2 protein-coding genes are annotated in these 7,236 nt (G+C 41.2%); both read left to right on the forward strand.

Features of this window, described 5'->3' with window-relative positions:
• Nucleotides 1-705 (forward strand): gliding motility-associated C-terminal domain-containing protein (locus JMN12_RS15055; protein WP_203140077.1); only part of this gene is annotated, 705 nt, incomplete at its 5' end.
• A gap of 145 nt (nucleotides 706-850) precedes the next feature.
• Nucleotides 851-7,236: hypothetical protein (locus JMN12_RS15060; RefSeq protein WP_203140079.1), on the forward strand; the 6,386-nt coding region annotated here is incomplete at its 3' end.

Raw genomic sequence — 7,236 nt, forward strand, 5'->3', positions numbered from 1 at the left:
CATACAGGTAAGATTACCGTACCTAACAACACTCCAGCAGGTACATATACGATTGTATACCAAATCTGTGAGAAACTCAACCCAAGCAATTGCAGTACCGCCACGGTAACTATAGTAGTTCACAGAACGCCAGCGCCAATTCCAGCAGCTGCAAATGATGAGGCAACAACCCCTATTAACACCCCTATTGTAATAGATGTGTTGCACAACGATACCCCTCACGGTACGGTTACCCCTCATATTACAACTATACCAACAAATGGCACAGCTGTAGTAAATCACGACAATACAGTAACATATACTCCAAATACTAATTTTGTAGGTATAGATACTTTTGTGTATGAAATCTGTAATACCGATGGAGTATGTGTGAGCGCTACTGTAACCGTAAAAGTGACTAACGGTTTAACCATTTATAATGCTATAAGTATCAGTGGAAATTCTCAAAATGATCACTTCCACATCGGTGGTATTGAAAACTATCCTAATAATACAGTACGTATTTTCAACCGTTGGGGCGTAAAAGTATTTGATACAGAAGGTTACGACAATGTGCGCAATGTATTCAAAGGCTTCTCTAATGGTAGAGTAACGGTAGAAGGTAGTGAAAATCTTCCACAAGGTACTTACTATTATATCATCGAATATATAGATGAAAATGGTCAAAAAGAATCTAAAGTAGGTTGGTTATACCTCAAGAAATAGAAATTAGAAATTAAAAAATAGAAAATAGTAGTTGGTTATCAAAAAAACTAACTACTATTTTTTATTTTGTGTAATAAGAGGTTTTTTTATTTGTGTAATATGATTATTTTTTATACTTTTGTGCCCTAAATAAAAATGTTTTTCTATGAGCAAGTTTCTTCAAAAGGTAATTTTTATTATTATATCAGTAATAGTCGGCAATACTTATGCACAAAACTGTGATGTAAATACGCAAAAATCGTTAGAGCAAACCCAAGTGTCATATTTTAATAAAGTAACACAAGGTGATAATGCTGTTTTTACGATACGATATCCTTTGATAGGTACTACCTACATCATCTCCGATAACCTTGGAGCTACTTATTCATTCACTTACACTTCAGGCACTGATGAATTTATCAATGTGAATGCAGGAGCTGTAAATAATGAACGTAGATTTTCACTCAAAGCTCAAAAAGGGACTTGTGTATACCAAACAGGATTCAACTACACTGTAACACCTGCTACCTCGCTTCAACTCGTTACAAGAGTAGAACACGAACGCTGTGGTAATGGGGGAGCTATTCGCTTTACCTTTGTAGGACCTGGTGCCAATAACAACAATTACAACTTCTATATTAAAAAAGATACTGATGCTAATTTTGATACTTCTACCCCTCTTCCTCTTACGGGGGCTCAATCACGCGCTGCTGGTAAATATTATATTATGGCACGCCCTAAAGTAGGAACAGGAGATATAATAACTCCTGTTATTGAAATCAAAAAAGATATAAAAAACCTCGATTATACAATAGCCCCTATACCTGTTACTTGTGCTTCACCTAATTTAGGCATTAAAGCCGAAATAAAAGTAGACCAATGGGGCAACCACAGTGCCAATTACCCTGTGTATTATTCATTATTAGATGCTTCTGATAACCCTATCGCTGGCAAACAACGCCAAACTTCTAATATCTTTACCAATCTAACCCCCGGTACTTATAAGGTAAAAGTAGAAGATTTTTGTGGCTCAAGCCCAACGCCTCAGGCAATTACGCTCACCAATGCAACACTTACCTTTACCCATCTTCAATTAACCTCTGTAAGAGAGTTTAGCTGCGATTATGCCGATTTTAACAAATTGTATTTGTACGGAACGAACATTACGGAAGCTACTAAATCGGATGCTTTCCCTTATCCCTTTACTATAAAATTTGGAATTACAGCTCCCTCAGGAATCGTGTATTCTGCTACCTATACAATTACTGATAGAACAGACCTCGATACTTATATAGGTAAATATGCTTATGGTGAGGCTTTGGTACTAACCAATAACCTGAGAGAACAGCGCATCCCCAAAGAATATGGAGTGTGGACAGTAACTGCCCAAATAACCGTATGTAGTACAACTACTACTATCGGCACAGCTACTAGTACGCTTTATAACCCTATTGAAAATGCAAGAGTAGTGCAAACCGCAGGAGGTAACTCACTTATTGCCTGCCATAAAGAACGACTCATCCTCACTAATAAATACAGAAGAGATACTTCTCCTATACTCAATACCTATTTGGTGGTAGAGCAAGCCCCTACTAACTTTAAGTATGCCGAAGCTGGCTTCTACCAAATCAATACTACAAACCCTTTGCTCAGTGGTAAATACCTAAAACAGGTACTCTATGATCCTTGGCAAGATACCGAGGTGGTAGCTCCTGACTTTATACACGCAGGTGATGTTTTTCAGTTCCGCTTAGTAGATGCTACTTGTAGCAGTACCCGCAGTAGCCTAATGGATACCATTACCATTACTATAGCTAGTGTTGCACAGCCCACTGAAATAACTATAGATAATATAGCTAGTTGTAAAGATGCCACTAAAGAGATCGCGCCTTATGCCTCTATGCGCATCAGGAAAGGAAGCGGTAGCCCAATCGAAAAAATTCAAATACTAGCCTTCAATGGCCGAACAATAGGAAGTATACCAAGTACTACTCTTTCCTTACCCTATACACTCACTGAAAACAACCGCGCCGATGAAACTAATTGGTATGTACGCGATTTACCCGCAGGTAGCTATACGGTGGTCGTCACCAATATATGTGGAGGTGTAGTAACTAAAACCAAAGTGCTTTCGGGGCAAACCTATACACTTACTTTTGCCCCTGGTTGTGACCCCAGAGTAGTAGGTCAAATCAACTTGGCAGCTACTGATGATTGGCGCTACACTCAGTCCGAATTTATCATTCAACATTTCAACGAAACTACCCAAAGATGGGATGAGTGGATGTATGCCGGTTTAAACTTTAATACCCCTATCAGTAGAAAAACTGAAGATGAAAGTCTGGGGAAAGAAGGTAAGTTTAGGGTAATACGCCGTATACAAAACTTAGCAGGTGCTTATGAGTGTGTATTAGTACTTGATGAAAAAGAATTTGGCGGCGACCTAAAAAAACCTGACCTCGTAGGCTTTGGCTGTGGCGGTGGTCAATATCACATTGCTGTAATACCTAAAGGCGGCACCGGTCCTTTTACCTATAAATTGGTGCATAAAGTGCCTGGAGGTAGTACTACGCCTATCCCTATAAACCAAACACAATCAGGTAATAACTTCTTTATAGGATTAGACGGTAGCAATCCTAACACCGCCTATAAATTTACAATTACTGATGCTTGCCCACGCACAGAAGATAGAGAGGTTACTATTGCCAATGTAACTACCCCTACTATCATTGCAACTAAACGCTATCACTGCGTGGGACAACCCGCACAACTCTCCGTCCCCAATTTAGGACCTTCTGTAACCATAGAATGGTATCGTTCCGATGCCCCTACTACTCTTGTAGCAACGGGCACTACCCTTAATATAACCTCATTAACAACTGCCGATTTCACCAATAGCTATAGCGTACAACTCAAAATACCTTCTCAACCTACTATAGAAACCTGCATTTCAAATGCGATTGCTGCTTATCAATTCCAGCAGTTAGCAGTCTCTATACCTACAATACCTGCTAACAATGGCGAAACCTATAAATGTATAGCACAAGATGAGGAGATTGATTTGAATACCATATTCAATATTCCTGCCTTACCTACAGGGGTAGCTACACGCATCACCGAAACCACAGGCGAAATTACTGTACCAAGAGATGGCAAACTGAAACTCATCCTTAGAGGTGGTTATAACAAACCTCAAGGAATAGGTTCCTACACCTTCCGTTATGAACTACTTTCTCCTTGTGGAGAAGTAGAGCGATACCAAGAAGCCAAACTAACCGTAAAACGCTATATGAATTACAACCCTAAAACCACTATAAAGGTATGTAATGCTACTGTCTCTTTGAATGAAATAAAGAACTTGGTTACAGCAGGAACTCCCACTATAACCACCGTACAACCTGAGTTCCACTGGTACACTTCGTATGCCGATGCCTTAGCAGAAACCTCAGAATTAGCGGGGGCTACCCTCCTTAGTACCCCCAGTGGTAGCAGTCAGATACGCTATTTACGCTTGAGTAAAGCTAATTATTGTAATGATGGAATCTATACTATTACCATACAAGCAGAAACCTCAGTAACTGCTAAAACACTTACCAATGCAGGCTGCGATGTAACCACCATAGCCCAGCTAAAAAACTTAGTAGACCCCGCTGATGCCGAAAATGTAATCATCTATAAAAATGGCATCGCTCAAGCTAATGAAGCTACCATAGAAACCAATACAGGCTATACCTATGCCAAAAATGTATATGAATGTGTAACAGCACCCGCTGCTCTTACCTTTAATCTGACCCCTCGGGTGCAGGCACAAAGTGAGCAGGCAAAAGTATGTACCTATATAGGTTATTATGCTGGCTTGATTACTAAAGTTATCGATGTAAAAAATGCCTTAATGCTAAAATACCCTACAGCCACCGCTATCAGAATTTTTGATGAAAATAAAAGTGAATATACCAATCTTTATTCTGAAATTAGTTTAGAAACTAAAATGTTCTTTAAACTACAAGAAATAGGTAAGTGTGAATCTATATTTTACCCAGTGGTAGCAACAATGTCTTCTACTACTGAAGTACAAACTCACTCTATTACTATTTGTGAACAGATAACTGCAGGTGAATTGGCTACCCAGCTACAAGATACTTATGGCTATACTAACGTACAAATACACGAAGGTAGAGGTACCTCTGTAAAAGCACCTACTGATTTTGTAGATTGGAACTCCTCCCTATACTTTAGTGCCGAAGAAACAGGCAAATGCCGTAGTGTTAAGGTACCTTTGATTCTTATCAAAAACGCCAATGTTACTACTGCTACTGCCAAAACTTTTCAGGTATGCAGGGTAGTAGGCAACAACCCTTATGTATCCGATCTCAAAAATGCAATTACAGGCGGAGAAGTGAAAATATTTATACGTAATGGCACTCAATGGCAGTTGCAAGCCAATACAGCTCAAGTAGACCCTACTAAATCTTATTTCTATACCTTACAAGCTGTAGGCAAGTGTCCTAGTGAGAAAACACCGCTTATTGTCAGTTTGTTAGACAAACCTTCAGTAGCTCCTACCGTAAGTCCTACTGTTACTCTTTGCCCTACAGCAGCGAGCAATGTAGTGAGTTTAGATGCCTATGTTACACCATTAACAGCACATACTCTCCGCTGGTATGCTACAGCTACAGCTACTACTACCAGCACTACCCCTACCATCAATACACAAGTAACTACTAAAACGACTGTAGTAGGTTATGTGGTACAGGTAAATACAAGCGGTTGCGAAAGCCCTCGTGCAGTAGTTACTGTTACAGTAGATGATACTACTACCCCTACTCTTACTGTCCCTACTTCTTTAGTAGTGGATTGCCGCAATGCTACAGCAAGTATCACTCAATGGCTCGGCACAGCTACCGCTACCGATAGCTGTAATGTAGTAAGTGTAACTAATAATTACAACGCAGTAAAACCTGCGGATCTCTGCAATAACAGCGGAGTACTAACTGTAACCTTTACCGCTACCGACTTATTTGGTAATGCTGTTAGCAAAACAAGTACTATAACTTTGGCTCAAATAAAAGCTAATACTGATAGTTTTACGATAGCTAATGGTGCTAATGGAGGCAGTACTACCCTTACTGTCTTTGATAACGATAAAGTAGGAACACAAACTGCTACTCCAGCTACCGTAAGTATGACCGTAGTTACCCCAGCTACTGGAGCTGCTGGCAGTGCTACACCTACCCTCAACGCCGATGGTACAATTACGGTACCTGCGGGCACTAAATCGGGTACTTATACTATAACTTATAAGATTTGTACAAAAGTAGCCTCTCTTACCGTTTGCGATAGTGCAACTGCAACTATAGTAGTAGGTGCTCCTGCGATTGTAGCCAATACAGACACCTTCACTATTACCAACGGTGCTAATGGAGGTACTACCAGCAGCGTACTGACTAACGATAGCTTAAACGGACATTTGAACCCAAGTACTACTTCAGTAACCCTCACTTGGCTAACAGTTCCTGCAGGTGTTCAAACCCATACCGATGGAACAATTACAGTCCCAGCAGGTACTGCATCGGGTACTTACACAGTAACTTATAGTATCTGTGAAGTGCTCAACCCAAGCAACTGCAGCACAGCCACTGCCACTATAGTAGTAGGTGCTCCTGAAATCAAAGCAAACGCCGATACCTTCACTATCACCAATGGTGCTAACGGCGGTACGACTAGTAGCGTACTGACTAACGATAGCTTAAACGGACATTTGAACCCAAGTACTACTTCGGTAACCCTCACTTGGCTAACTGTTCCGTCAGGTGTTCAAACCCATACCGATGGTACCCTCACCGTGCCAGCAGGTACCGCATCGGGTACTTATACAGTTACTTATAGCATTTGTGAGAAACTCAACCCAAGCAATTGCAGTACAGCCACAGCAACTATAGTAGTGGGAGCCCCTGCGATTGTAGCCAATACCGATACCCTTACAATTGCCAACGGCGCTAATGGAGGTACTACTAATAGTGTACTCACTAACGATAACTTAAACGGGCACTTGAACCCGAGCACGAGCTCAGTAACCCTCACTTGGCTAACTGTTCCGTCAGGCGTTCAAACCCATACCGATGGCACCCTCACCGTGCCAGCAGGTACCGCATCGGGCACTTATACGGTTACTTATAGTATCTGTGAAAAACTCAACCCAAGCAATTGCAGTACCGCCACAGCAACTATAGTAGTGGGAGCCCCTGCGATTGTAGCCAATACCGATACTCTTACAATTGCCAACGGTGCTAACGGAGGTACTACTAATAGTGTACTCACCAACGATAGTCTCAACGGGCACTTGAACCCGAGCACGAGCTCAGTAACCCTCACTTGGCTAACTGTTCCGTCAGGCGTTCAAACCCATACCGATGGCACCCTCACCGTGCCAGCAGGTACCGCATCGGGTACTTATACGGTTACTTATAGTATCTGTGAGAAACTCAACCCAAGCAACTGCAGTACAGCCACAGCAACTATAGTAGTGGGAGCTCCTGCTATTATCGCCAATAC

This window comes from Capnocytophaga genosp. AHN8471 (assembly GCF_016806945.1).
Classification (GTDB): domain Bacteria; phylum Bacteroidota; class Bacteroidia; order Flavobacteriales; family Flavobacteriaceae; genus Capnocytophaga; species Capnocytophaga periodontitidis.